This is a genomic window from Hydrogenophaga sp. (assembly GCF_051858985.1).
In the GTDB taxonomy this organism is placed as follows: Bacteria; Pseudomonadota; Gammaproteobacteria; order Burkholderiales; family Burkholderiaceae_C; genus Hydrogenophaga.
Genome location: NZ_JBHYGM010000002.1, coordinates 710454 through 736091, shown reverse-complemented (window position 1 = coordinate 736091; position 25638 = coordinate 710454). Strand labels below are relative to the sequence as shown.

General features: G+C 64.4%; 23 protein-coding genes and 1 tRNA gene. 7 read left to right on the top strand and 17 right to left on the bottom strand.

The window, feature by feature from the left end:
- Nucleotide 1 precedes the first annotated feature (1 nt).
- A complete protein-coding gene (locus ACTIEY_RS09910) occupies nucleotides 2-448 on the bottom strand; it encodes a type II toxin-antitoxin system RatA family toxin (RefSeq protein ID WP_439518936.1) in 447 nt (148 codons plus the stop codon).
- A 48-nt stretch (nucleotides 449-496) separates the two neighbouring features.
- On the opposite strand from ACTIEY_RS09910, the gene smpB reads away from it, so the two are divergent.
- Nucleotides 497-991 (top strand): SsrA-binding protein SmpB, encoded by a 495-nt coding sequence (smpB, locus tag ACTIEY_RS09905; protein WP_439518935.1) that lies wholly within the window; start codon nucleotides 497-499, stop codon nucleotides 989-991.
- 21 nt (nucleotides 992-1012) lie between these two features.
- On the opposite strand, the gene ACTIEY_RS09900 is transcribed toward smpB, so the two are convergent.
- The 15 genes from ACTIEY_RS09900 to ACTIEY_RS09830 all read right to left on the bottom strand — a co-directional run bounded on the left by ACTIEY_RS09900 (nucleotide 1013) and on the right by ACTIEY_RS09830 (nucleotide 19424).
- A complete protein-coding gene (locus ACTIEY_RS09900) occupies nucleotides 1013-1990 on the bottom strand; it encodes a hypothetical protein (RefSeq protein ID WP_439518934.1) in 978 nt (325 codons plus the stop codon).
- 194 nt (nucleotides 1991-2184) lie between these two features.
- Nucleotides 2185-3285, bottom strand: a complete 1101-nt coding sequence (locus ACTIEY_RS09895) for an enoyl-CoA hydratase/isomerase family protein (RefSeq protein ID WP_439518933.1) — start codon at nucleotides 3283-3285, stop codon at nucleotides 2185-2187.
- A gap of 30 nt (nucleotides 3286-3315) precedes the next feature.
- Nucleotides 3316-4323 carry a DMT family transporter gene (locus ACTIEY_RS09890; protein WP_439518932.1) on the bottom strand — a complete coding sequence of 336 codons (1008 nt, stop codon included), beginning with the start codon at nucleotides 4321-4323 and terminating at the stop codon, nucleotides 3316-3318.
- A gap of 50 nt (nucleotides 4324-4373) precedes the next feature.
- The gene (typA, locus tag ACTIEY_RS09885; RefSeq protein ID WP_439518931.1) at nucleotides 4374-6200 is read right to left on the bottom strand and encodes a translational GTPase TypA; all 1827 of its coding nucleotides are present in this window, start codon (nucleotides 6198-6200) and stop codon (nucleotides 4374-4376) included.
- The gene (gene truB / locus ACTIEY_RS09880) at nucleotides 6197-7174 is read right to left on the bottom strand and encodes a tRNA pseudouridine(55) synthase TruB (RefSeq protein ID WP_439518930.1); all 978 of its coding nucleotides are present in this window, start codon (nucleotides 7172-7174) and stop codon (nucleotides 6197-6199) included. Before truB ends, typA begins: the two co-directional genes overlap by 4 nt.
- Before the next feature lie 2 nt (nucleotides 7175-7176).
- Nucleotides 7177-7548, bottom strand: coding sequence for a 30S ribosome-binding factor RbfA (gene rbfA / locus ACTIEY_RS09875; RefSeq protein WP_439518929.1), 372 nt, complete (start codon nucleotides 7546-7548; stop codon nucleotides 7177-7179).
- A gap of 18 nt (nucleotides 7549-7566) precedes the next feature.
- Nucleotides 7567-10428 carry a translation initiation factor IF-2 gene (infB, locus tag ACTIEY_RS09870; protein ID WP_439518928.1) on the bottom strand — a complete coding sequence of 954 codons (2862 nt, stop codon included), beginning with the start codon at nucleotides 10426-10428 and terminating at the stop codon, nucleotides 7567-7569.
- A 31-nt stretch (nucleotides 10429-10459) separates the two neighbouring features.
- Nucleotides 10460-11959: a transcription termination factor NusA gene (gene nusA, locus ACTIEY_RS09865; RefSeq protein WP_439518927.1), complete on the bottom strand. Its 1500-nt coding sequence runs from the start codon at nucleotides 11957-11959 to the stop codon at nucleotides 10460-10462.
- The gene (gene rimP, locus ACTIEY_RS09860) at nucleotides 11956-12618 is read right to left on the bottom strand and encodes a ribosome maturation factor RimP (RefSeq protein WP_439519437.1); all 663 of its coding nucleotides are present in this window, start codon (nucleotides 12616-12618) and stop codon (nucleotides 11956-11958) included. Before rimP ends, nusA begins: the two co-directional genes overlap by 4 nt.
- Before the next feature lie 142 nt (nucleotides 12619-12760).
- Nucleotides 12761-12982 carry a DUF2788 domain-containing protein gene (locus tag ACTIEY_RS09855; RefSeq protein ID WP_439518926.1) on the bottom strand — a complete coding sequence of 74 codons (222 nt, stop codon included), beginning with the start codon at nucleotides 12980-12982 and terminating at the stop codon, nucleotides 12761-12763.
- Between the two features lie 2 nt (nucleotides 12983-12984).
- Entirely contained in the window at nucleotides 12985-13740 is a 756-nt protein-coding gene (locus ACTIEY_RS09850) for a DUF2189 domain-containing protein (protein WP_439518925.1), read from the bottom strand.
- Nucleotides 13741-13803: 63 nt separating this feature from the next.
- Entirely contained in the window at nucleotides 13804-15492 is a 1689-nt protein-coding gene (locus ACTIEY_RS09845; protein WP_439518924.1) for an ABC transporter ATP-binding protein, read from the bottom strand.
- Nucleotides 15489-16541 (bottom strand): ABC transporter permease, encoded by a 1053-nt coding sequence (locus tag ACTIEY_RS09840; protein ID WP_439518923.1) that lies wholly within the window; start codon nucleotides 16539-16541, stop codon nucleotides 15489-15491. The genes ACTIEY_RS09845 and ACTIEY_RS09840 overlap by 4 nt, the downstream gene beginning before the upstream one ends.
- The gene (locus ACTIEY_RS09835) at nucleotides 16525-17553 is read right to left on the bottom strand and encodes a microcin C ABC transporter permease YejB (RefSeq protein ID WP_439518922.1); all 1029 of its coding nucleotides are present in this window, start codon (nucleotides 17551-17553) and stop codon (nucleotides 16525-16527) included. The genes ACTIEY_RS09840 and ACTIEY_RS09835 overlap by 17 nt, the downstream gene beginning before the upstream one ends.
- 5 nt (nucleotides 17554-17558) lie before the next feature.
- Nucleotides 17559-19424 (bottom strand): extracellular solute-binding protein, encoded by a 1866-nt coding sequence (locus ACTIEY_RS09830; RefSeq protein ID WP_439518921.1) that lies wholly within the window; start codon nucleotides 19422-19424, stop codon nucleotides 17559-17561.
- Nucleotides 19425-19463: 39 nt separating this feature from the next.
- Here ACTIEY_RS09830 and fabI point away from each other — a divergent pair, with 39 nt between their 5' ends.
- Nucleotides 19464-20261 (top strand): enoyl-ACP reductase FabI, encoded by a 798-nt coding sequence (fabI, locus tag ACTIEY_RS09825; protein WP_439518920.1) that lies wholly within the window; start codon nucleotides 19464-19466, stop codon nucleotides 20259-20261.
- Nucleotides 20262-20269: 8 nt separating this feature from the next.
- A complete protein-coding gene (locus ACTIEY_RS09820; RefSeq protein WP_439518919.1) occupies nucleotides 20270-21133 on the top strand; it encodes a DNA ligase in 864 nt (287 codons plus the stop codon).
- Nucleotides 21134-21145: 12 nt separating this feature from the next.
- Here the strand turns inward: ACTIEY_RS09820 and ACTIEY_RS09815 are convergent, their stop codons facing one another.
- Nucleotides 21146-23422, bottom strand: coding sequence for an Orn/Lys/Arg decarboxylase N-terminal domain-containing protein (locus ACTIEY_RS09815; protein ID WP_439518918.1), 2277 nt, complete (start codon nucleotides 23420-23422; stop codon nucleotides 21146-21148).
- Nucleotides 23423-23656: 234 nt separating this feature from the next.
- Between ACTIEY_RS09815 and ACTIEY_RS09810 the strand changes: the two genes are divergently transcribed.
- From ACTIEY_RS09810 to ACTIEY_RS09795, 4 genes are all read left to right on the top strand, one after another.
- Nucleotides 23657-24082 (top strand): NfeD family protein, encoded by a 426-nt coding sequence (locus ACTIEY_RS09810; RefSeq protein WP_439518917.1) that lies wholly within the window; start codon nucleotides 23657-23659, stop codon nucleotides 24080-24082.
- A 64-nt stretch (nucleotides 24083-24146) separates the two neighbouring features.
- On the top strand, nucleotides 24147-25061 hold the full coding sequence (locus ACTIEY_RS09805; RefSeq protein WP_439518916.1) for an SPFH domain-containing protein: 915 nt from the start codon (nucleotides 24147-24149) through the stop codon (nucleotides 25059-25061).
- Nucleotides 25062-25083: 22 nt separating this feature from the next.
- Entirely contained in the window at nucleotides 25084-25476 is a 393-nt protein-coding gene (locus ACTIEY_RS09800) for a DUF2237 family protein (protein WP_439518915.1), read from the top strand.
- A gap of 34 nt (nucleotides 25477-25510) precedes the next feature.
- Nucleotides 25511-25600: transfer RNA gene (locus ACTIEY_RS09795), tRNA-Ser, on the top strand.
- The last annotated feature ends 38 nt before the right edge of the window (nucleotides 25601-25638 follow it).

Genomic DNA, 25638 nt, shown 5'->3' with positions numbered 1-25638 from the left:
CTCAGTCGGCCCCATAGACCTGGTCTGCGCGCTTGACGAAGGCATCGACCAGGTTGCCCGCAATCTTGTCGAACACCGGTCCGACGAGCGCAGCCAGCGTCGTGCTGGAGAAGCCGTAGCTCAACTGGAAATCTACCTTGCAGGCGCGCTGGCTGCCGTCGCCCAGCGGGGTGAACTCCCAGACGCCATCGAGGCGGGAGAATGGACCATCGACCAGTTCCATGAGCACCTTGCGGTCTGCCTCGTGGGTGTTGCGGGTGGTGAAACTCTGGCGCAGGCCACTGATGGCCATGCCCACACGGGCCACCATGCCATCGTCGGTCTGCTCCATCACTTCGCCGTGATCGCACCAGGGGAGGAACCGGGGGTACTGCTCGATGTCGGTGACCAGCGCGAACATTTCAGCGGCGCTGTGCCACAGGAGAACGGACTTGTGAATCGTTTTCATACAATCGAACTCATTGTATTGGCCTGAAACGGCCGCACCTCGCGCGTCATGGCCACCAAAAACAGCAACGATTCCTCCACCAAAGCCACCGAAACCCGCATCGCCGACAACCGGAAAGCGTTTTACAACTACGCGATCGAGGAGCGTTTCGAGGCCGGCGTGGTGCTGGAGGGCTGGGAAGTGAAGGCCTTGCGAGAGGGCAAGGTGCAGCTCACCGATGGCTACGTGGTCATTCGCGAAGGTGAGATGTTCCTCATCGGGTGCCAGGTGAATCCGCTGCACACCGCCTCGACGCACGTCAGCCCGGACTCGGTGCGCACCAAGAAGCTGCTGCTGCACAAGGAACAGATCCGTCGCCTGATCGGCAAGGTCGAGCAGAAGGGCTACACCCTGGTGCCGCTGAACCTGCACTGGAAGAACGGCAAGGTCAAATGCGAACTGGCGCTCGCCAAGGGCAAGGCCGAGCACGACAAGCGCGACACGATCAAGGACCGGGAAGGCAAACGAGAGGTGGAGCGCGCGATAAAGTCGCGAAGCCGCTGAGACCGAGCGGCGTCATTGCAGCTACCTGCCCGCAACCTCGGCCATCAGGTTGTCCGCAAGGGTTTCGCCCCGCCACTCCAGCCCGTTGACAAAGCGCTGCAGCGCACTTTCGCCATCGAGGCCCACACGGTGCTGGTCCGCGATGAGCGTTTCGATCAGGTCGCTGCGGTCCGCGCGATCCAGAAGCACGGCCAGCAGATTGGGTGCGTCCTGACACAGCCGCGCAAGCCGTGGGTCGAAGAGCAGCGCCGCATGGAGCTTCATGTCGTGCAAGGTCAGTGCGGTCTGCACGGTGGGTGGCTGGATGCCGATGTCGATGACGTGCTCCGTTCCCTGGATGGCCGTGGCGGGCGACCGCAACAGCGCGTGAATCTCGCCTCTGACATGCCAATGCGTGACGCGCAGTTTTTCGCGCTGCGCCAGCACTTCCTTCGGGTGACGGATGAAACCCAGCAGCGCCCTGACCGATCCGTCGGCACTGCCCATCAGGGTTTCGATGGTGGCGCGAGCACGGGCGAAGTCCCCAGGCATGAGCGCCACCGCTCGCAGCGGTGCCTGGGCGAACACGGTGCACGGCTGGTCGAACCACACCGACATGACCGCTGCAATGCCACCACCGACGCCGTGCCCGGTGAAGTGGATGCGCCCTGGATCCTTGCCATCGCTGGCGGCCTGTCGCCGCACTTGCGCAAAGGCCGACGTGGCCTGCTGCAAGGCGTCGGTGAAGCCGGCGAGGCCCAGGTCCAGCGCCAGGTTGGTCACGAACTCGTCGTCATCGTTCGATGCAGCCCGCGCATCCGCATGGAAATCCGGGCCTGAGAATGCGAGCACCGTGTCGCCTTGCATGCTGCCGAAGGCGCTGGCGCTGAAGCCCTTGGCGAGAGGGTCCGATGGAGGCAGCGGCAGCCTGGACCAGTCCTTGGGCGTCGAGACGTCGACAGGTGCATTGCCGCTGCACACGATCGCCGACAAAGCGGCGCATTCCTTCTCCAGAGCCATGTTTCCTCCTGATCCAGGTCGCCTCGACGGCGGTCTTTTGGGATCGGAGTTTTTAGTACAAAAGTGAAAACATGTCCATGCAATTTTCGGGACAGGCGCTACCAATTGGTTTCATGAATGAATCAATTAGCACCAACTGCAAATACAGGATTCCAAGTGCGAACCATAGGGAATCAACTGCTTGGCGTGTGCGGTCAGCCGAGCGCGACAAGTGGATGTTTTTCCGACGGCCAGGGGCTTTCGAAGAACGCGTCGACCTGCTCACGCTTCACATCCTCGATGCGAGGCGGGTTCCATTGCGGTGCATGGTCCTTGTCGATGGCGAGCGCACGGATGCCCTCCACGGTTTCGCTGGCGGCACCGGGCCTCAGGTGGAAACAGCGGTGCACCATGTCGCGCTCCATGCGCAGGTCATCAGCCAGGCCCATTCCTCGAGCACGGCGGATCTGCTCCAGCACGACATGCAGCATCAGGGGCGAACGCTGGCGCAGCGTGGCGGCCGTGGAACGCGCCCACTCGCTGTCGGTCGACTCGAGGGCCGCAATGATCTGCACCACATCGGGCAGGCTGAAAACACGATCCACTTCCTTCACCGGCCACGTCGCCGGCAGAACCGTGGTGCTGAGGTGGCTTGCGCACCATCGCTCCACCGACGCGCCGTTCTCAAAGGGCGTTTGAGCGAAGGAAGCCCAAAGGCCTGGCAAACGACCGGAATCGATGTGGCCATCGGCCAGTCCGGCGGTCATGGCCTCCTTGCCATTGAGCACGCGGCCCGTGAGCGCGAGGTACTCGCCCAGGCGACCCGCGCAACGGCTGAGGAAGTAGCCGCCGCCCACATCGGGAAACAGGCCGATGTGGGTCTCCGGCATGGCCAGTTTGCTGCGCTCGGTCACGATGCGCAGGCTTGCCCCCTGACTGATGCCCATTCCACCGCCCATGACGATGCCATCCATGAAGGCGATGTAGGGCTTGGGGTAGGTGTGAATGAGGTGGTTGAGTGCGTACTCTTCGGTGAAGAAGTCTTCGAGCGCGGGGTCACCGGCCAGCGCCGCCTGGTGGAAAAAGCGGATGTCACCGCCGGCGCAGAAAGCGCCGAATGGCGCCTCTTTGCTCACTCCCCGCACCGCCACCGCCAGCACCATGGGATCTTCTCGCCATGCCCGCAACGACTGCGTGATGCTGCGGATCATCTCGAGCGACAGGGCGTTGAGTGCCCGGGGTCGGTTGAGCGTGATGCAACCCACACGGCCCCGAATTTCAGCGACGACGAAGTTTTCAGTGGCAGTTGAAGTCATCTTGGGAATCCGGTTCGGTCGTCGATCAGGTCATTGTGGCCGTTTGTCCACGGTCTGGATACGCGGCGTGCCGGTGCGCGAGCGCCAGCCCATGACTTCGTTGAGCACAAGGGCACCGATGACCAGCGTTCCGCCGGTCAGCACCTCGCTGCCAGGCGCCTCGCCGGCCCCCAGCCACGCCAGCAGAATGCCGAAGATGACCTCGAGCAGTGCCAGCAACGACACCTCTGGCGCCTTGAGCGAACGGGCGCACACCACCGCGAGCGCGCAGGGAATGGCGAGCTGAACCAGGCCCAGCAACGCCAGCCACGCGATGTCGGACCCGGTGGCCGCGAACGGCAAGGCCAGCGGCAAGGTCATCAGCGACGAGATCACGCCGCCCAGCAACACGGAAGGCACGAGATCGATCTTGTCGCCATGGGTCTGGGCGCGTTGCACCACGGTCCAGTTGATGGCGCCGGCCGCGGGCACACACAGGGCCGCCAGCGAACCGGCAACGAGACTGCCCGTCTCCACCGACGGGTCACCGAAAGCCGACAGAAACTGGCTGCCGTACATGTAGACGATGCCCACCCCTGCCGCCACGATGGCCAGCCAGGTGCGCAATGCCAGGCGCTGACCGATCACCATTCGGGCCACCAGCGCAGTGAACAATGGCCCGACCGACATGATGATGAGGACATTGGCCACTGTCGTGAAGGTCAGCGCCAGCATGAAGGCGGTGAACATCACGCTCCAGCAGACGCCGGAAATCCAGAACGCGCGCGAGCGCGTCAACACGCCCCAGTGCCGCTCGAGGAAGCCCTGGTCGGCGTCATCGGAAATGAAACCCGCCGCACGGTCGGCGGCGCGCCACCAGGGGAGGATCACCAGCAGCGAAAGCGCAGTGAACGCGCTGCGCCAGAAGGTCACCTCGAACCGGGCGGCGGATTCAAGCTGGCGCGACACCACGCCAGCGATGGACCACATCAGGGTCACCGCGACCATCAGGAACACCGCCTGGGTGTGCGTCAGGCGGCTGAGCGAGCGAAACGGCATGGTTCAGAGTGAGAAAAGGGGCCCGGCGCAGGTCCGCTCCCCGCACGGGCTCATGCGTCGCGGCTGGCGCGCTTGCGGTCGTGTTCCTTCAGGTAGCGCTTGCGCAGACGGATGCTCTTGGGGGTGATTTCCACCAGCTCGTCGTCCTCGATGAATTCGACGCCGTATTCCAGCGTGCACTCGATGGGCGGCGTGATCTTGATCGCGTCTTCCTTGCCACTCACGCGGAAGTTGGTGAGCTGCTTGGTGCGCGTGGCGTTCACCACCAGGTCGTTGTCGCGGTTGTGGATGCCGACGATCATGCCTTCGTACACCGGGTCGCCGGCGCGCACGAACATGCGGCCACGGTCGTCGAGCTTGCCCAGGGCGTAGGTGAAGATCTCACCGTCGTCCATGGAAATCAGCACGCCGTTCTTGCGGCTGCCGATGTCGCCCTTGTGCGGTTCGTAGCCATCGAAGATGTTGGCAATCAGGCCCGAGCCACGCGTGAGGTTCAGGAACTCGTTCGTGAAGCCGATCAGGCCACGCGCGGGAATGCGGTACTCCAGGCGCACACGGCCTCGGCCGTCGGGCTCCATGTTCACGAGCTCGCCCTTGCGCTCGCCGAGCGCCTGCATCACGCCGCCCTGGTGCTGCTCTTCGATGTCGGCCGTCACCATTTCAATGGGCTCGTGGCGCACGCCGTCCACATCGCGGAACACCACGCGCGGCTTGGAGACCGCCAGTTCATAGCCTTCGCGGCGCATGTTCTCCAGCAGGATGGTCAGGTGCAGTTCGCCCCGGCCCATCACCTCGAAGATGCCGTCTTCGCTGGTTTCCTTGACGCGCAAGGCCACGTTGCTCTGGAGTTCCTTTTGCAGGCGGTCCCACACCTGGCGGCTGGTCACGAACTTGCCTTCGCGGCCTGCGAGCGGGCTGGTGTTGACGCAGAAATTCATCGTCAAGGTGGGCTCGTCGATCTTGAGCATCGGCAGCGGCGCCGGGTTCAAGGGGTCGGTCACCGTCACGCCGATGCCGATGTCGGCGATGCCGTTGATCAGCACGATGTCACCCGGGCCGGCTTCAGTCACCTGCACGCGGTCCAGTCCACGGAAGGTGAGGACTTGGTTGACGCGTCCCTTGACCGACTTGCCGTCCGGGCCTTCCATCACCACGACATCCATCATGGGTTTGATCGTGCCGGCGCTGATGCGACCCACGCCGATGCGGCCGACGAAGGTCGAGAAATCGAGCGCAGAGATCTGCAGTTGCAGCGGTGCTGCCGGGTCGCCCTTCTGCGCCGGCACGTGCTTGAGCACGGTGTCGAACAGCGCGGACATGTCCGGGCCCCACTGTTCACCCGGTGCGCCCTCTTCCAGCGAGGTCCAGCCGTTGATGCCCGAGGCGTACACCACCGGGAAATCCAGTTGCTCATCGGTGGCGCCGAGCTTGTCGAACAGGTCGAAAGCGGCGTTCACCACGTGCTGCGGACGGGCACCCGGCTTGTCGACCTTGTTCACCACGAGGATGGGACGCAGGCCCAGGGCCAGCGCCTTCTTGGTCACAAAACGCGTTTGCGGCATCGGGCCTTCCTGGGCGTCGATCAACAGCACGACGCCGTCCACCATCGACAGGGCGCGCTCCACCTCGCCACCAAAGTCCGCGTGTCCGGGGGTGTCGACGATGTTGATGTGGGTGCCTTCCCAGCTCACGGCGCAGTTCTTGGCCAGGATCGTGATGCCACGTTCGCGTTCGATGGCGTTGTTGTCCATCACGGTGTCGATCACCTTCTCGTGCTCGGCAAAGGTGCCGGACTGGCGAAGCAGCTGGTCGACCATGGTGGTCTTGCCATGGTCGACGTGGGCGATGATGGCGATGTTTCGGATTTGTTTGCTCATGTTGCGGTTTCCGGTGAGGTTTCCTGGATTTGTCGAATGTCGTTGGGGCTCAAGAGGCGCCCCGGAATGAGTTCACCCGCGCGCACGTGCGCCGTGCCCAGCAAGGCGGGTTGTGGGCTGTCGTCGAGCGACGGGCCGAACACGGCCACCTGCTCGCAGTCGGCCCAGTCGCCACGGCGGCGCAGGCCGCTGAGGAAGCGCCCTGCATCTTCCGTGCCGAGCGTGACGACGGCATGGCCTTCGAGCAGCGTTTGCACGGGGCGCAGCAGGGCCAGGCGATCGCCCTCTTCCAGCGCTTCGAGCGCCTGCAGCGTGGTGCACCGGGATTCGTTGAACGCGCCCGTGGCGATGCGACGCAGGCTCGTGAGGTGCCCGCCACAGCCCAGCGCCTCCCCGATGTCTTCGCCGAGCGTGCGGATGTAGGTGCCCTTGCTGCAACGCACGCGCAGACGGATCTGCGGCTCGTCGCCCGAGAGGCGCATGTCGAGCAGCTCCAGGTCGTGGATCACCACCTGCCGCGGCTCGCGCTCCACGGTTTCCCCCTCGCGGGCGTACTCGTAGAGCGCCTTCCCGTCCTTCTTCAAGGCGCTGTGCATGGGTGGCACCTGGCTGATGGGGCCCATGAACCCGTCCAGCGCCTCCACCACCTGGCCCGGCGTGCAGGTCACGTCGCGCGTCTGCACCACATCGCCTTCGGCGTCGCCCGTGCTCGTCTTCTGACCCAGTCGCACCGTCGTCTCATAGGTCTTGTCGGCGTCCAGATGCATCTGGCTGAACTTGGTGGCGGCACCAAAACACAGCGGAAGCACTCCGCTGGCCAGGGGATCGAGCGTACCGGTGTGGCCCGCCTTTTCCGCGCGCAGCAGCCATTTGGCCTTCTGCAAGGCCTGGTTGCTGGAGAGACCCAGCGGTTTGTCGAGCAACAGCACCCCATGCACAGGGCGCCGCTGCACCCTGGTGCGTGGCGCGTGCATGGTCATTCTTCCTTTGAGCGAGAGGAAACCGCCTTGGAAATCAAGGCGTTCATGTCCGCCGCACGCTCGGTGGTGCGGTCGAACACGAAATGCAGCGTCGGCACGGTGTGGATGTGCAGGCGCTTGAAGAGGCCGCTGCGCAGGAATCCCGCCGCGGCATTCAGACCTTGAAGGGTTTCCTCGGCATCGCCGGTGAGCAAGCTGAAGAACACCTTGGCGTGCGCGTAATCCGGAGTGACCTCCACCGCGTTGAGGGTCACCATGCCCACCCGCGGATCCTTGAGCTCGCGCGCGATCAGCTCGGCCAGATCGCGCTGGATCTGGTCGGCCACGCGGAAGCCGCGGTTGGGGGTGGATGACGCCTTGCGGGGCATGGTGGTTCGGCCTTGTACTTACAGCGTACGGGCAACTTCCTTGACCTCGAAGAACTCCAGCTGATCACCTTCCTTGATGTCGTTGTAGTTCTTGAGCTTGATACCGCACTCGAAGCCTTCCTTGACCTCGCGCACGTCGTCCTTGAGTCGCTTGAGCGTATCGATCTCGCCGGTGTAGACCACCACGTTCTCGCGCAGCAGGCGGAAGTGCGCATTGCGCGTGACCATGCCGGAGGTGACCATGCAACCTGCCACCGTGCCGATCTTGGAGGCCACGAACACCGTGCGGATCTCGGCCGAGCCGATGACTTCCTCGCGCTTCTCGGGTGCCAGCATGCCGGACATGGCGGCCTTCAGCTCGTCCACGGCGTCGTAGATGATGTTGTAGTAGCGCAGGTCGACCTCATTGCCTTCGGCGAGCTTGCGCGCACCCACGTCGGCCCGCACGTTGAAGCCGATGATCACGGCCTTGGAGGCGATCGCCAGGTTGACGTCGGATTCGCTGATGCCACCCACACCGGCAAACACCAGCTGCACCTTGACCTCTTCGGTCGAGAGCTTGAGCAGCGAGGCAGACAGGGCTTCCTGCGAGCCTTGCACGTCAGCCTTGACGATGATGGGCAGGACCTTGACTTCGCCGGCACTCATGTCGGAGAACATGTTCTCCAGCTTGGCCGCCTGTTGCTTGGCCAGCTTGGTGTTGCGGAACTTGCCGGCACGGTAGGTTGCGATTTCGCGCGCACGGCGCTCATCGGTCATCACCATGAAGTCATCACCGGCCTGCGGCACTTCCGACAGGCCCTGGATTTCCACAGGAATCGACGGGCCGGCGGCCTTGATGGGCTTGCCGTTCTCGTCGAGCATGGCCCGCACGCGACCCGAGGTCTGGCCCACCAGCACCACATCGCCGGTCTTGAGCGTACCGCTCTGAACCAGCACGGTGGCCACGGCACCACGGCCCTTGTCCAGACGCGCTTCGATCACCAGGCCCTTGGCCATGGCATCCACAGGCGCCTTCAGTTCCAGCACTTCAGCCTGCAACAGCACCTGCTCGAGCAGCGCGTCAACGCCCTCGCCGGTCTTGGCGGAAACGCCCACGAAAGGCGTGTCGCCACCGAATTCCTCCGGCACGACTTCTTCCGCAATCAGCTCGGAACGCACGCGCTCCAGGTTGATGCCGGGCTTGTCGATCTTCGTCAGGGCCACGACGATGGGAACACCCGCCGCCTTGGCGTGCTTGATGGCTTCCTTGGTCTGGGGCATAACGCCATCGTCGGCCGCACACACCAGGATCACGATGTCGGTGGCCTGTGCACCGCGGGCACGCATGGCGGTGAACGCCTCGTGGCCGGGGGTGTCCAGGAACGAGATCATGCCGCGCTCGGTTTCGACGTGGTAGGCGCCGATGTGCTGCGTGATGCCGCCGGCTTCGCCGGCAGCCACCTTGGCACGGCGGATGTAGTCCAGCAGCGAGGTCTTGCCGTGGTCCACATGGCCCATGACGGTGACCACGGGTGCGCGGGGCATCGATTCCACCTGGTCGTGGGATGCTTCTTCGTCGGTGAAGGCTTCCGGGTCGTCCAGCGCTGCCACGATCGCCTTGTGGCCCAGTTCTTCCACCACGATCATCGCGGTGTCCTGGTCCAGCGGCTGGTTGATCGTGACCATCTGGCCGAGCTTCATCAACTGCTTGATGACCTCGGAGGATTTCAGGCTCATCTTGTGCGCCAGCTCGGCCACCGTGATGGTTTCGGGCACATGCACCTCGATCGCCTTGAACTCGGTCGGCGCCACGAAATTGCTCTGGCCGCTGTCTCGCAAATCGCGGTCGTTGCGGCGACCGCGAGGGCCGCCGCGCCAGTTGGAACGCCCGGCGCTCGTGTCGCCGCGGGTCTTGATTTCCTTCTTCTTGGCCGCGTCGTCCTTCCAGGTGGAGGACAGGTTCTCGGACTTGACTTCCTTCTTGCCAGCGGCACCCGCTGCGGTGGTGGCGGCGGTCGTGCTCCCCGGTGCCTTGACCGGCGTTCCGGCAGGCTTGTGCAGCGTGCCCTTGATACCGGCCTTGGGGTCGGGCGTGGGCTCAGGCTTCTTGGCCACGAGCGTGCGGGCGGGCGCCGACATCATGGCGCGGATGTTGGCCGCTTCGGATTCGGCCTTGCGGCGGCGCTCCACCAGATCCTGGGCACGCAGATCGTCGGCGCGCTTGGTCTCGGCGTTGCGATCAGAGATCACACGGGCAGCAGACTCGCGTTCGAGCGAAGCGGTCTTGGCCTTGGCGTCCTTGCTGACGCGTTCGGCGATCGCCTCGGCGGCAGTCTCGGCAGGTGCGGGCTTGGCAGCCTCGCGCGCGGCGCTTTCAGCCGCTTCAGCGGCAGAGGCGCGCTCCTGCTCAGCCTGCGCATCGCGCGCTTCCTGGGCCTCACGCGCCTGGCGCTTCTGGTTGAACTCTTCTTCCTGGCGACGCAGGAGCTCGGCCTGGCGTTGAGCCTCGGCCTCACGCTTTTCCAGCTCTTCCTTGTCCACCACCGGCGCCGCGATCACGGGTTCGGCGGCAACGGCCTCGGGCACGGCCACTTCGTCGTCGCGCTTGATGAAAGTGCGCTTCTTGCGCACTTCGACCTGAATGGTGCGCGCGCGCCCGGTCGCATCGGCCTGCTTGATCTCAGAGGTCGATTTCTTGACAAGGGTGATCTTCTTGCGCTCGCCACCCGCCGTGCCGTGGCTGGCCTTCAGGTGGCCCAGCAGCGACTGCTTGTCGGATTCCGTGAGCGCATCGGTTCCGGTGGTCTTGGGCACCCCGGCCGCTGCAAGTTGCTCCAGCAGGACGGAAGTGGGCTTGTTCAGCTCGGCGGCGAATTCGGCGACGGTGGTACTGGTCATGGGTTCTTTTCTCCGCTGGGGCCTCCGCTGGTCAGGTCGTGGATTGCGCTTCGTCACCGGTGAACCAGTGCGCGCGTGCCAGCATGATCAGCGCCGTGGCCTCTTCAGGCGTCATTGCGGTGATGTCGGTGAGCTCGTCGGTGGCCAGATCGGCCAGCTCGTCGCGGGTGTGGATGCCGGCATCGGCCAGCTTGGCAATCAGCTCCTGCGTCACGCCTTCGAGGTCGCGCAGGTCCTGCGAGACTTCCTCGACGCTTTCTTCGCGGGCGATTTCCATGGTGAGCAGGGCGTCCTTGGCGCGGGTGCGCAGCTCGTTGACCGTGTCTTCGTCGAAGGACTCGATCTCCAGCATCTCCTGCAGCGGCACGTAGGCCACTTCCTCGAGGCTGGTGAAGCCCTCCTCGATCAGGATGTCGGCGATTTCCTGGTCGACGTCGAGCTTGGCCATGAACACCTTGCGGATGCCATCGGCCTCTTCGGCCTGCTTCTGGGCCGACTCGTCGGCCGTCATGATGTTGATGCGCCAGCCGGTCAGCTCGGACGCCAGGCGCACGTTCTGACCGCCTCGGCCAATGGCGATGGCCAGGTTCTCCTCGTCGACCACCACGTCCATGGCGTGGCGCTCTTCGTCCACGACGATGGAGACCACGTTGGCCGGCGCCAGCGCGCCAATGACGAACTGGGCCGGGTCTTCCGACCACAGCACGATGTCCACGCGCTCACCGGCCAGTTCGTTGGTCACGCCGTTGACACGCGAACCCCGCACGCCCACACAGGTGCCGATGGGGTCGATGCGGCGGTCGTTGCTGTGCACGGCGATCTTGGCGCGCGAACCCGGATCGCGGGCGCACGTCTTGATCTCCAGCAGGCCTTGCTCGATCTCGGGGACTTCCTGGCGGAAGAGCTCGATCATGAAGGACGGCGCCGAGCGCGACAGCAGGATGGGCGCGCCGCGCAGCGTGAGGTCCACGTCCATGATCATGGCGCGCACCCGGTCGCCCGTGCGGAAGTTTTCCTTCGGGATCATTTCGCTGCGCTTGAGGCGGCCTTCGACACGACCGCTCTCGACGATCAGGTCGCCCTTGTCCATGCGCTTGACCGTGCCCACGAAGATCTTGTCGCCGCGCGACATGAAGTCGTTGAGCAGCATCTCACGCTCGGCGTCGCGGATCTTCTGCAGGATGACCTGCTTGGCCGCCATGGCGCCAATGCGGCCGATCGGCACGCTCTCCACCGGCTTCTCGATGTAGTCGCCTTCTTCAATGTCGGCGAGTTCCTCGCGCGCATCGGTGAGCAGTTCTTCGGCATCTGGATTCTGCAGGCCGGCCTCATCGGGCACGACCAGCCAGCGCCGGAAGGTCTCGTAGGCGCCCGTGTCCGGGTCCATCGCGACGCGGATGTCCACCTCGCCCTTGTAGAGTTTCTTGGTGGCCGAGGCCAGAGCCAGTTCCACTGCGCCGAGCACCACGTCGCGTTCGACGTTTTTCTCGCGCGAGATGGCATCGATCAGCATCAACATTTCGCGGTTCATTTCACTCGCCCACCTTTCCGATTAGCTTGTCCTGTTTCAGGACGCTGGGTTCCATCATTTGCATCTGTCTGCGGCGCCACTGCCGCCCCGGGCGCTTTGCGCCCTTTGAAATCCACAATCGGCGCGAGTCGCGCCTGCTGGACGTCGTCCAGCGAAAACTGCATGGCCTGCATCGGCACGGGCTCGCGCTTCTTGCTCACCCGTTGCCCTGGCTTGGGCTCTGGCGCATCGCTCCAGACCACCTGCCACTGCACACCGTCATCGGCACGCTCGAGCGTGCCGCGAAATTTCTTGCGATTGGCCGCCACATCGGACGCCGTTGCACCAATGGGTGCCTTCAGCGTCAGATCCACCACGTGGCCCTCGAACCGCACATAGTCGATCTCGCGCTTGAGCGGGCGATCGATGCCAGGCGATCCGACTTCCAGGCGCCGGTATTCCAGTCCCTCGACCTCCAGCAGGTAATGCAGCTGCCGCGTGACCTTCTCGCAATCCTCGACCGTGACAAACCGCTCCACCGGCCCCGGAGCCCCTTCCTTGGGCTGCTCCCACGGGTAATCGATGGTGACCCGCAGCAAACCTCCGGCGGAGCGTTCGAGCTCCACCAGATCCAGTCCGAGTCCGGTGACGGTTTGCTCTACGGTTTCTTGCCAGGCCATTGTGGTGTTGCGGTTCCTGAAATCTGGTGCTGAAAAGCGTTCGGCCAAAAAAAATGGGCCGGTAGTTACCCGCCCATTTGGTCGTGAAGCTCGCATTGTAACGCCGATACCCCCCTCTTGCAACCGCTCCAATTCCGGTATTTCAGATGTCCAGCACCCATTGAATGAGGTTCTTGGCGAGGAAACCCAGCATCCCGAAGGACAGCACCAGGAAAAGCACGAATGTGCCGAACTTGCCGGCCTTGGACTCCCGGGCGAGGTTGAACACGATGAACAGCATGTAGAGGATGAACGCACCGACTCCGAAGGTGAGGCCAAACTGGGCAATCTGGCCTTCGGTGAAGCCGAAAACGGTGGGCTCCATGGTCAGCCGCCTGTCCGCCGGCCGGTACTGGCATCCAGCTCGCGGTAGGCGTGCCAGCTGGCGTGTCCGATGAGCGGCAAGGCCACGATCAGCCCCAGCAGCGCAGTGGCCATGCCCAGCACCACGAGCAGCACGATGATCACGGCCCAACAGGCCGCAGGCCCGGGATGACTGGCGACGTCGCGCCAGCTTTGCGCGACCGCCTCACCCACGGACATCGGCGTGTCCACCAGAAGCGGCAGCGCCACCACCGTGGAGGCGTACACCGGCGCGGCCAGAAGCGCGCCGAGCAAGAGCCAGGCCTCGAAGAGGCCGAGCCGCGGTTCCAGCACCACATGGCGCAGGAAATCCACAGGCTTCTGGATGGGTACAGGAGACCACAGCGTGATGAGCCCGGCCGAGGTGAGCACCCAGCCCGTGCCAGCCAGGCCCAACAGCATCCCGAACCGCACCAGACGGCCGTCCCGCGAGCCCCAGAGCGCCAGGACCTCAGCCAGTCCGACACGCCGTCCGGCCTCCCCCGCGCGGCTCACGGCATACAGGCCGGTCGCCAGCACGGGTGCAACGATCAGGAAACCGGAGAAAGCCCCCGCCAGCAGCCAGAAACGGTCGCTCGCGACCCACCACAACGCGGCACCAAAGGCAGCGAGCAACAGCCCGTGGGCCAGGCCGGGCCATGGATTGCGCCTCAGGTCTCCAAAACCCAGGGCGAGCCAGCGCAGCGGGGATCGAAGGGTGACGGGTGGTGTCTGTGCCATGAGGCACTTTTATAGCCCCGCACCCGGGCCCGGCGACTGACCCAGATCAACCGGCCGGCGAACTCACGCGGCGGCCTGCACCAGCACCCGCGTGTAGGGGTGCACCGGGTTTTGAAGCACCTCGTGGACATCGCCGCTTTCCACCACGGCACCGTCTTTCATCACCACCACCTGGTGGGCCATGGCGCGGATCACGTCGACGTCGTGGGTGATCAGCAGGTAGCTGAGCCCCCGCTCGCGCTGCAAGCGCTGCAACAGTTCCAGCACCTGCTTCTGCACGGTCACGTCCAGCGCGCTGGTGGGTTCATCCAGCACCAGCAGGCGGGGTTCGACGATGAGCGCACGGGCAATGGCCAGGCGCTGGCGCTGGCCGCCCGAGAATTCGTGGGGGTAACGTTGCAGCCAGTCGCCGCCGCGAGCTGGATCGTCGACCAGTCCCACGTCGGCCAGCGCGCGCACCACGCGCTCGCGCCGCTCGGCCACCGAAAGGCCAGGCTGGTGCACCAGCAGCCCTTCGCCCACGATCTGTTCGATGGTCATGCGCGGCGACAGGGACGAGAAGGGGTCCTGGAACACCACCTGGATGCGCTGGCGAAGCGACCGCAAGTGCCCGCGTTCTTTCGCCAGGTTCCAGTCGGTGCCCGTGACACTCAGTTTTCCCTGATGCGGCAACAGCCCCAGCGCCGCCAGCGCCAATGTCGATTTGCCCGACCCGGATTCCCCAATGACACCCAGCGTCCGGCCGGCCGCGAGGTCCAGGTCGGCGCCCTGCACGGCCACGAACTCGCCCTTTCTGAACCAGCCCTTCAAGCCCGCCAAAGGCACGGGGTAAACCACCCTCAGGCCGCGGGCCTCGAGCACGGATTCGGCATCGGCCGACGCAGGCGCTTCCTCCACGTGGCGCTCGGGCTTGCTGGCCAGCAACATCCGGGTGTAGCGGTGCTGCGGGGCCTCGAACACCTCGCCCACCACGCCCTGCTCCACCAGGTGTCCCTGCTCCATCACCGCCACGCGGTCGGCGAAGCGGCGCACCAGATTCAGGTCGTGCGTGATCAGCAGCACCGCCATGCCGTGCTGGCGCTGCAGATCGGCCAGCAGGTCCAGAATCTGCCCGCGCAGGCTCACGTCCAGCGCGGTGGTGGGCTCGTCGGCCAGCAGCAGCTTGGGCGCGCTGGCCAGGGCCATGGCGATCATGGCGCGCTGGCGCTGACCCCCGCTGAGCTGGTGCGGAAACGCGGTGGCCCGGCGCTCCGGCTCCGGAATGCCGGTGGATGCCAGCAGTTCGACCGTGGCCGCCAGCGCCTGTCGCGGCGTGAGGCCCTTCTTGAGCTGCAACACCTCGCCGATCTGGTCGCCCACCGAATAGAGCGGGTTGAGCGCACTCATGGGCTCCTGGAAGACCACGGCCACTTCGTCACCCCGCACGGCGCGCAGCTGGCGCTCGGTCAGGGCCAGCAGGTCTCGCCCGTTGAGCAGGGCCGTGCCGGTGACCTCGGCGTTGTGCACGAGGCGCAGCAGCGACAGCGCCGACACCGTCTTGCCCGATCCCGATTCACCCACCAGCGCCAGCTTCTCGCCGGCCCTGATGGAAAAGTCGATGCCGTGAACGACCTCCTGCCCGCCGAACGAAACGCGCAGGTTCTTCACCTCGAGCAGCGTGGGGGCGAGCCCCGCTGCCGGGCCGCCCCAAGGCGGGGCAGCCCCCTCGGGGGGCAGCGAACCACGCGCAGCGGGGAGCGTGGGGGCACTCATTGGTCCGCCTTCCGTGGATCGAGCGCATCGCGCAGGGCGTCGCCCATGAAGGTCAGGAGCAAAAGCGTGATCACCAGCACGGCGAAGGTGGACAGCGAAATCCACCATGCGTCGATGTTGTTCTTGCCCTGGCTGAGCAGCTCGCCCAGCGAAGGCGTGCCGGGCGGAACGCCCAGCCCGAGGAAATCGAGCGAGGTCAGCGCCAGGATGGCGGCGCTCATGCGAAACGGCAGAAAGGTGACCACCGGTGTCAGGCTGTTGGGCAGCACGTGGCGCCAGATGATCTGCCAGTTCGACAGACCCAGCGCTCGCGCCGCGCGCACGTAGTCCAGCTGGCGGTTGCGCAGGAATTCGGCGCGCACGTAGTCCGACAGGCCCATCCAGCCGAACAGGCTGAGCAGGATCAGCAGCAGGCTGATGCTGGGCGAGAACACGGCGGAGAAGATGATGAGCAGGTAGAGCTCCGGCATGGAGCCCCAGACCTCGATGAAGCGCTGGAAAGCCAGATCGGTCTTGCCGCCGAAGAAACCCTGGATCGCACCGGTGATCACGCCCAGCACCACCCCAATGAAGGTCAGCGCCAGCGCAAACAGCACGCTGACGCGGAAGCCGTAGATCAGTTGAGCCAGCAGGTCGCGGCCGCGATCGTCGGTGCCGAACAGGTTGTCGCGCGTGGGCGGCGAAGGATTGGGCAGCTTGGCGAAGTAGTTCAGCGTTTGCGGCCCGTACGGATTGGGTGCGTACACCGCCCAGTTCTCGCCCTTCGTCAGCTGTTCGCGGATGAAGGGGTCGAGGTAGTCGGTGGGTGTGTCGAAGTCCCCACCGAACACCGTCTCCGCGTAGTCCTTGACGATGGGGAAATAGGTCGTTCCTTCGTAGCGGACGATCAGAGGTCGGTCGTTGGACAGCACCTCCGCCAGCAGGCTGCCCACCACCAGCATGCAGAAAATGGTGAGGCTCCAGAAGCCCAGGCGATTGCGCCGAAAGCGCCGCCAGGCTCGCTGGCTGGGCGACGTCGAGGGTGGGACCGCTTCAGTCGAATTTGACACGTGGGTCCACCCAGACGTAGCAGAGGTCGGATATCAGCTTGGTCACGAGCCCAATCAGCGTGAAGAAGAACAGCGTGCCCAGCACCACCGGGTAATCGCGCCGGATCACGCTCTCGTAGCTCAGCAGGCCCAGCCCGTCGAGCGAGAAAAGCGTTTCAATGAGCAGCGAGCCGGCAAAGAACGCGCCGATGAAGGCGGCGGGGAAACCGGTCACGATGGGAATCAGCGCGTTGCGGAAGATGTGCTTCCACAGCACCTGCCGCTCTGAAAGACCCTTGGCGCGCGCCGTCATCACATACTGCTTGCGGATTTCCTCCAGGAAGGCGTTCTTGGTGAGCATGGCGGTCACGGCAAAACTGCCCAGCACCATGGCGGTGACCGGCAGGGTGATGTGCCAGAGGTAGTCCACGATGCGAGCGCCCCAGCTCAGCTCCTCCCAGTTGGCCGAGGTGAGGCCCCGCAGTGGGAACCACTGCAGTTGCCCACCAAAGATCACCAGCAGGGCCACGCCCAGCACAAAACCCGGAATGGCATAGCCGATGAGCACCAGCAACGTGGTCACCAGATCGAACCGCGAGCCGGCACGCACCGCCTTGGCCACACCCAGTGGCACCGCCACGCCGTAGCTGATGAGAAAAGTCCAAAGGCCCAGTGTGATGGAGACGGGCAATTTCTCCATGATCAGCTCCGACACAGCCTTGTTCTGGAAGAAGCTCGTGCCGAGGTCGAAACGAGCGAATTGCCCGACCATCTGGAAGAACCGCTCGTGCGCGGGTTTGTCGAAACCGTAGAGCGCCTTGATCTGCTCGATGCGCTGGGGATCCACGCCCTGCGCGCCCCGGTACACCGATCCCCCTTCGGCACCGGCAGCGCCCGCGCCGGCGCGGGCCTCTGCCAGGTACTGGTCGACGGGACCACCCGGCACGAACTGGATCACCACGAAGGTGAGCAGGAGTACCCCGAACAAAGTCGGGATCATGAGCAGCAGGCGCTTGAGGATGTAGACCCACATGGTGTTCAGTGCTTCGCGGTGGCTGGATCCAGCGCCCACCACGTGTCGATGGCCCAGGTTTCACCGGCGGCATACGGTGGCATGTCTTTGGGCCGGCCCAGCCGCCAGGCGTTGTAGGCCATGCGGTGGGTGGTCGCGGTCCACTGCGGGATCAGGTAGTGGCTGTGACTGATGACGCGATCGAGCGCGCGGCAGGCAGCCAGAAAAGCAGGCTGCGTGCTGGCCGCCGTCATGCGCGAGATGATCGCATCGATCGCCGGGCTGGCCACACCGGCGAAGTTGCCCGAGTCGTCTGTTTTCGCCGCCTGGCTGCCGAACAGGTCGGCGTACTCCGAGCCAGGGTTGTTGGTGCCCTGGTAGTTGATGGAGATGATGTCGAAATCGAACGTGCGCAAGCGCTGCTGGTAGAGCGCGAAATCCACCGGACGGAAACGCAACTCCACGCCCAGCTTCTTCAGGTTGCGGATCCAGGGGGACACGACCCGCGCGCCGGTTTCGTTGCTGTCCAGGTATTCCAGTACCAGGGGTTGTCCCTGGGCATTTCTCAGCTGGCCCTCCTGCACCGTCCAGCCAGCATCACGCAGCATGGCCTGCGCCTTGCGCAGATTGCCGCGCAAAGAACTGTCGCCGTCGGTGCGGGGCGGCTGGACCATGGGCCCGAACACCGCCGGGGGCAACTGCTGGCGCCAGGGTTCGAGCAATGCGAGTTCTTCAGGCGCCGGGGTGCCGGTGGGCGCGCAATCGGTGTTGCCGAACAGGCCCTGCACGCGCTGGTACGCGTTGTAGAACATCTGCCGGTTCATCCATTCATAGTCCATGGCCAGACCCAGGGCCTGGCGCACACGCATGTCATCCAGCGGAGGACGGCGCGAATTGAGCACATAGCTCTGGAATCCCATGGGCAGGCGGTGCGTGAACTCACCCTTGACCAGTTCGCCGGTGTCGAATCGCTTGCCGTTGACGCGGCGTGCCCAGTCGCCGGCGGAGAAGAAGCGCATCAGATCGAACTCGCCGGCTTTCAACGCCTCCAGCCTGGCGGTGTTGTCCTTGTAGATCTTGACCGTGATGCGATCAAAATTGGCGGTGCCACGACGCACCGGCAGGTCGCGCGCCCAGTAGGCAGGGTCACGCACATAAGTGATGTCCTTGCCGAACTGAACTGGCCCGATCTTGTAGGGTCCGCTGCCGATCGGCACGTCCATCACCACCTGATCAAATGCCTTGCGCTGACCCGTCTTGGGGTCGATCGCATTGCCCCAGGCCCGACTGAACACCGGCAACCCACCCACCACCAGCGGCAGTTCCCGGTTGGGCAGCTTGAACCGGTACCGGACGGTGCGTTCGTTGATCACGTCCAGCCCGGCCACATCCTGCAGCACGGTCTTGTAGGCCGGCGAAGTGTGCGGCCCCATGAGGATGTCGTAGGTGTGCTTCACGTCGGCCGCGAGCACCGGGTCGCCATTGTGAAAGCGGGCGGTGTCGCGCAATCTGAAGGTCACCGACAGACCGTCGGGCGCTGCGACCACATCCTCGGCCAGCAGGCCATAGCCCGCTCCGTTTTCATCCATGGCGCCCGACAGGAGCGAGTCGAACATGAGGTTGGACAGGTAGGCCGGTGCGTTGCCCCGCATGGTGAAGGGGTTGTACTTGTCGAACGTGGAGGTGCGCAGATTGCTCACCAGCCGGATTTCTCCGCCTTTGGGCGCCGTGGGGTTCACGTACTCATAGTGCGTGAATCCATCGGGGTACTTGAGCTGCCCCCAGAGGGCATAGCCGTGGGCAGCAAAGGCTTGGGGGCTCCATGCGATCAGCAGCGCGGCCACAGGCAGGGCGGCAAGGCGGTGGCTGAGACGTGTGAAGCAAAAGCGCATGCGACAATTCTGCTGGATTTTTCACCGGAGTTTTCAATCATGGGTTTTCTCGCTGGCAAGAAGCTGCTGATCACGGGCGTGCTGTCCAACCGTTCGATTGCCTATGGCATTGCCAGGGCCTGCCATCAGCAAGGCGCCGAGCTGGCATTCAGCTACGTCGGTGAGCGCTTCAAGGACCGCATCACCGAATTCGCCGCCGACTTCGATTCGAAGCTCATCTTTGATTGCGACGTGGGCGACGACGCCCAGATCGAGAAGATGTTCACCGACCTCGCGCAGACCTGGCCCAAGTTCGATGGTTTCGTGCACAGCATTGGCTTTGCGCCGCGCGAAGCCATCACCGGTGATTTCCTGGAAGGCCTCTCGCGCGAAGCCTTTCGCATCGCGCACGACATCAGTGCGTACAGCTTCCCCGGCATGGCCAAGGCCGCCCTGCCCTACCTCAATGAAAAGGCCTCGCTCCTCACACTGAGCTACATGGGCGCCATCCGCGTCGTGCCCAACTACAACACCATGGGTCTGGCCAAGGCCAGCCTGGAAGCCTCTGTGCGCTACCTGGCCGAATCGCTGGGTCCCATGGGCATGCGCGTCAACGGCATCAGCGCGGGCCCCATCAAGACACTGGCCGCCAGCGGCATCAAGGACTTCGGCAAGCTGCTCAACCTGGTGGCCAGCGCGGCCCCGATCCGCCGCAACGTGACGATCGATGAAGTGGGTAATGTGGCGGCCTTCCTCCTGTCCGACCTGGCCTCCGGCGTGTCGGCCGAGATCACGTACGTGGACGGTGGCTACGCCCAGACCACCGGCGTGAGCCGCGACAGCCAGCCGATGCTCTGACGCGGGGCATGCTCCTGCGAAGACGCGAGCTGCTGTGGCGGCTGGCCGCCGCCGTGCTGGCTGCTCCGCCCCTCCTTGCAAAGGCCGCGACGCCGCCGGCCTTGCTGCAGGCCGCGGTGTACCGACCCGGCATTCCACTCGACGCTTATTGGCTCAGCGAGAAATACGACGGCTTGCGCGCCCGTTGGGATGGCCAGCGGCTGGTCACGCGAGGGGGCGAAACCATTGCGGCACCCGCCTGGTTCACCGCCGGCTGGCCGGCGAAGGCCCTGGACGGCGAACTCTGGGCGGGGCGCGGTCGCTTTGAAGAAGCGCTGTCCATCGTCCGGCGGCTGAAGCCAGATGAGGCCGCCTGGCGCGGCATCCGGTTCATGGTGTTCGACCTGCCCGGTCACCCTGGCGCGTTCAGCGAACGCATTGCCGCGTACCACGGCGTGGTGCAGCAGATCGACCAGGCCTGGGTGCAGGCGGTGAAGCAGGAACGCGTGGCCAGTCATGCCGCGCTCATGGCGCGGCTGGATCGGATGGTGAAGGATGGCGGCGAGGGACTGATGCTCCACCGCGGCGACGCGCCCTACCGCGCGGTGCGCGACGACACCTTGCTCAAGGTGAAGACCCACGAAGACGCCGAGGCGCGTGTGCTTGCGCATCTCCCAGGAAAAGGTCGACACGAAGGCCGCATGGGCGCGCTGCTGGTGGAGACGCCGGAGGGCGTCCGCTTTCGCCTGGGCACGGGTTTCACCGACGCCCAGCGCGAGCATCCACCGGCCTTGGGCGAATGGGTGACCTACCGATTTCGCGGCGTGAGTGCCGCAGGCGTGCCGCGTTTTGCCAGCTTCATGCGCGTGCGACCAGACGCACCCGCTCGCTGAATCGCGCCGTCTTCAGGCGGCCTTTACGCAGTCAGCAAAGTAGGTCTTACGACCGTCCACGTCCGAGACCTCCACCAGACCGTGGATGTCGGTTTCAAAGCCGGGGCATTGCACATTGAATTCGCGAGCGAACTTCAGGTAGTCCACGATCTTCTTGTTGAACACCTCGCCGGGGATCAGCAATGGAATGCCGGGCGGATACGGCGTGACCAGGCTGGTGGTGATGCGCCCTTCCAGCGCATCGATCGGCACGCGCTCGGTGGTTCGCTGGGCGATGTGCGCAAAGGCGTCGCTCGGCTTCATCGCCGGGGTCAGGTCGCTCAGGTACATCTCGGTGGTGAGCCGGGCAATGTCGTAGCGCGCGTAGAGCGCGTGCACATGCTGGCACAGGTCGCGCAGGCCCATCTGCTCGTAGCGCGGGTGCTTCTGGCAGAACTCGGGCAGGATGCGCCACATCGGCTGGTTCTTGGCGTAGTCGTCCTTGAACTGCTGCAGTGCGGTCAGCAACGTGTTCCACCGGCCCTTGGTGATGCCAATGGTGAACATGATGAAGAAGCTGTAGAGGCCCGTCTTTTCCACCACCACTCCGTGTTCGGCGAGGAACTTGGTGACGATGGACGCGGGGATGCCTTCAGGTTCAAACCGACCGTCGAGGTTCAAGCCCGGCGTGACGATGGTCGCCTTGATCGGATCAAGCATGTTGAAGCCCGGCGCCATGTCGCCAAACCCGTGCCAGTCCTTGCCGCCGGGTGCGTCGGGCGGGTTCAGCATCCAGTCGCTGGTGCTGCCCATGCCCTCTTCCGCCAGGTCGTCCGGCCCCCAGACCTTGAACCACCAGTCGTCGTCGCCAAACTCCGCATCGATCTTGCGCATGGCACGCCTGAAGTCAAGCGCCTCGAAGATGCTCTCCTCCACCAACGCCCGTCCACCGGGCGGCTCCATCATGGCCGCGGCCACGTCGCAGCTGGCGATGATGGCGTACTGGGGGCTGGTGCTCGTGTGCATCAGGTAGGCCTCATTGAAGAGGTGGCGGTCGAGCTTGACGTTCTGCGAGTCCTGCACCAGCACGTGGCTGGCCTGGCTGATGCCTGCCAGCAGCTTGTGGATGGACTGGGTGGAATACACCACCGACTCCAGCGGACGCGCGCGCTTCTTGCCCATGGCGTGGAAGTTGCCGTAGAACGGATGGAACGCCGCGTGCGGCAGCCAGGCCTCGTCGAAGTGCAGGTTGGCCACATAGCCGTCCAGCATCTGCTTGATGGCTTCGGTGTTGTAGAGCACACCGTCGTAGGTGGATTGCGTGAGTGTGAGCACGCGCGGCTTCACGGACGTCACGTCAACACCCGCCAGCAATGGATTGGCGCGGATCTTGGCCTGGATGGCCTCGATCTCGAACTCACTCTGCGGAATCGGGCCGATGATGCCGTAGTGGTTGCGCGTGGGCTTCAGAAAGACGGGGATCGCCCCCGTCATGATGATGCTGTGCAGGATGGACTTGTGGCAGTTGCGGTCGACCACCACCACGTCCCCCGGAGCCACGGTGTGGTGCCAAACCATCTTGTTGCTCGTGCTGGTGCCGTTGGTGACAAAGAAGCAGTGATCGGCATTGAAGATGCGCGCGGCATTGCGCTCGCTGGCTCCGATGGCGCCGTTGTGGTCGAGCAGTTGCCCCAGTTCCTCCACCGCATTGCACACGTCGGCGCGCAGCATGTTCTCGCCGAAGAACTGGTGGAACATCTGCCCGACCGGGCTCTTGAGGAACGCCACGCCGCCGGAGTGGCCCGGGCAGTGCCACGAATAGGAGCCGTCCTCTGCGTAGTCCAGCAATGCCTTGAAGAACGGAGGCTGGATGCCTTCCAGGTAGCTCTTGGCCTCGCGGATGATGTGGCGCGCCACAAACTCGGGCGTGTCCTCGAACATGTGGATGAAGCCGTGCAGCTCGCGCAGGATGTCGTTGGGCAGGTGGCGGCTGGTCTTGGTTTCACCGTAGATGTAGATCGGCACATCGGCGTTCTTGCGGCGCACTTCGTCGATGAAGTTGCGCAGGTTCAGCACGACAGGGTCGGTGTCTTCCCCATGGCTGAACTCTTCATCGTCGATGGAAAGGATGAAAGCACTCGCGCGGCTTTGCTGCTGCGCGAACTGGCTCATGTCGCCGTAACTCGTCACACCGACCACTTCGAACCCCTCCGCCTCGATGGCCTGCGCGAGTGCGCGAATGCCCAGGCCCGAGGTGTTCTCGGAGCGGAAGTCCTCGTCGATGATGACGATGGGGAAACGGAATTTCATGCAGATCTCCAGCCGCGACCCACGGCCACCGGAAAAAATAAACCAAGGGGTGGAAACCCGATGACGGCAAAACAGGCGCGAAGTGTACGGAAAACGTGTGGCAGCACGCGCTGGCCGTCGGTGTTTTTGTCGCAGAATGTGGCGCTGGTCAGACAATAGCACCTGCCGTGGAGGGTGGGCTCGCATCGAGTGACCGCGCCCCTGGATCGAAGACAACAAATGAGAGGTGCCTGAATGGCGGAATCAACCCTTTGGTGGCTGCTGGCGGGTTCAGCGGTCGTGCTTGAACTCTTCACCGGCACCTTCTACCTCCTCATGCTCGCGCTGGGCATGGTGGCTGCTGCACTGGCCGCGCACGCGGGCGCCGGTACCACCGTGCAGCTGATCGTGGCAGCCCTGGTGGGCTCGGCTGCCGTCGTGGGCTGGTACCTGGTGAAGAAGCGCCGTGACGGCGATCCCTCGGTGCGGTCCATGCGCAGCGTCAACCTCGACGTCGGCGAGGTCATCCAGATCGACGAATGGAACGCCGATGGCACTGCAAGCGTCAAATACCGGGGCGCACAATGGACCGTGATCCAGCGTCCCGGCAATGCACCCACACCGGGCAGCTACCGGGTGGCCGAACTCGTGGGCAACCGGTTGCTGGTGGACAAGGTCTAGACCCTGCCCTCCCTGCACACACGCCACTCCGCTTCCTGCAACCTTTCAACAAGAACTGCGCACCATGGAAATTGCCATCCTCCTCGTCATCATCGCCGCCATCTTCATTGCCCGCTCCGTCAAGGTGGTCCCCCAGCAGAATGCCTGGGTGGTGGAGCGACTGGGCAAGTACCACTCATCGCTGGCACCCGGCCTGAACTTTCTCGTGCCCTTCATCGACAAGGTGGCCTACAAGCACAGTCTCAAGGAAATCCCGCTGGACGTGCCCAGCCAGGTCTGCATCACCAGGGACAACACCCAGCTGCAGGTCGACGGCATCCTGTATTTTCAGGTGACCGATCCGATGCGCGCCAGTTACGGGTCGTCCAACTACATCGTGGCCGTCACCCAGCTTGCCCAGACCTCGCTGCGCTCGGTCATCGGCAAGCTCGAGCTCGACAAGACCTTTGAAGAGCGCGACATCATCAACGCGCAGGTCGTCCACGCCATCGACGAAGCGGCGCTGAACTGGGGCGTGAAGGTGCTGCGCTACGAGATCAAGGACCTGACTCCACCCAAGGAAATCCTGCTGGCCATGCAGGCGCAGATCACGGCCGAGCGCGAGAAGCGTGCCCTCATCGCTGCGTCCGAAGGTCGTCGTCAGGAACAGATCAACATCGCCACCGGCGAGCGCGAGGCATTCATCGCGCGCTCCGAAGGTGAGAAGCAGGCCGAGATCAACAACGCGCAGGGTGAGGCATCGGCCATCCTCGCGGTGGCCGAAGCAACCGCAGAAGCCATTCGCAAGGTGGCAGACGCCATTCGACAGCCCGGTGGCCAGGAAGCCGTGCAACTCAAGGTGGCCGAGAAGGCCGTGGACGCCTACAGCAAGGTGGCCGCAGACGCCACCACCACCCTCATCGTGCCCAGCAACATGACGGAAGTCTCTGCGCTGATCGCTTCGGCCATGAAGATGGCAGGCACCGGCAAGTCCGTCTGACCCGGTCGGACTCGGCATCGCCATGACCATCTCTCGCAACGTGCTGGGCGGCAAACTGCTGCCTTGCTCCTACGACCCGCTCACAGGTTTCTACCGCGACGGCTGCTGCGAAACCGGCCTTGACGACCAGGGCACACACGTCGTCTGCGCACGAGTCACCGCGGCATTCCTCGACTTTTCGCGCGCGCGGGGCAACGACCTCAGCACACCCAGGCCTGAGTGGCGCTTCAATGGTCTCAGGCCCGGCGATCGCTGGTGTCTGTGCGTACAGCGCTGGCTAGAGGCACTGGCCGCCGACGTGGCGCCGCCCGTAGTGCTCGAATGCACCAATGCAGCCACCCTGGAGCACGTATCGCTGGAGGTGCTGGAGAAACACGCCTGGCGAAAGGCCGCCGACGGCAAGCGCGCAGTCTGAGCCTCAGACTGCCTGATACAATCGCAGGCTTCGCGGAGAGGTGGATGAGTGGTTTAAGTCGCACGCCTGGAAAGCGTGTGTGGGCTAATCCCCACCGCGGGTTCGAATCCCGCCCTCTCCGCCAGTTATGAGTTTGAAGACGTCCAACGACATCGATAACTA